Consider the following 1,003-nt stretch of genomic DNA (forward strand, 5'->3'; position numbering starts at 1 on the left):
ATGAGAAAGTTTCAAGTAGTACATAACCCCTACAGAAACACGGTTGTCGAACGGTTCACCTGTACGACCATCGTAAAGAACAGTTTTAGCATCGCTTGCCATACCTGCTTCTTTGATTGTTTCCCATACATCTTCTTCGTTCGCACCATCAAATACTGGTGTTGCAATATGAATGCCCATCTCACGTGCAGCCATACCTAAGTGCAACTCTAATACTTGCCCGATGTTCATACGAGAAGGTACCCCTAGAGGGTTTAACATGATATCAACTGGTGTTCCGTCAGGCATGTAAGGCATGTCTTCTTGAGGTAAGATACGAGACACAACCCCTTTGTTCCCATGACGTCCGGCCATTTTATCCCCAACTTGAATCTTACGTTTTTGGATAATATATACACGAACTAACATAGAAACACCTGGTGATAATTCGTCGCCGTTTTCACGGTAGAATACTTTCACGTCGTTAACGATACCGCCACCACCATGTGGTACGCGTAATGATGTATCACGAACTTCACGTGCTTTTTCACCAAAGATCGCATGTAATAAGTGCTCTTCTGCTGATAACTCAGTTACACCTTTAGGCGTTACTTTACCAACTAAGATATCACCGTCTTTAACTTCTGCACCGATACGGATGATTCCACGTTCATCAAGATTACGTAATGAGTCTTCACCAACGTTAGGAATTTCACGAGTGATTTCTTCAGGTCCTAATTTAGTATCACGCGCTTCAGATTCTAATTCATCAATATGAATAGAAGTGTAGACATCGTCTTTAACTAAACGTTCAGACATGATAACCGCATCCTCGTAGTTATAACCATCCCAAGTCATGAAGGCGATCAGAGGGTTTTGACCTAAAGCCATTTCCCCTTTTTCCATTGAAGGACCGTTTGCTAGGATTTCTCCAGCAGTTACGTTTTCTCCAATAGTCACGTTAGGCGTTTGGTTGTAAGATGCTGAGGCATTTGAACGGTGGTATTTGATTAATGGATACTTG

Annotated in this window: 1 pseudogene; it reads right to left on the reverse strand. The window is 42.2% G+C overall.

The annotated features are described in order from the left end of the window. Positions 1-1,003 (reverse strand): annotated as a pseudogene (locus tag ACRCJ0_RS15270) (DNA-directed RNA polymerase subunit beta); the annotation flags it as partial.

It is taken from the genome of Aerococcus sp. L_32 (genome assembly GCF_050689315.1).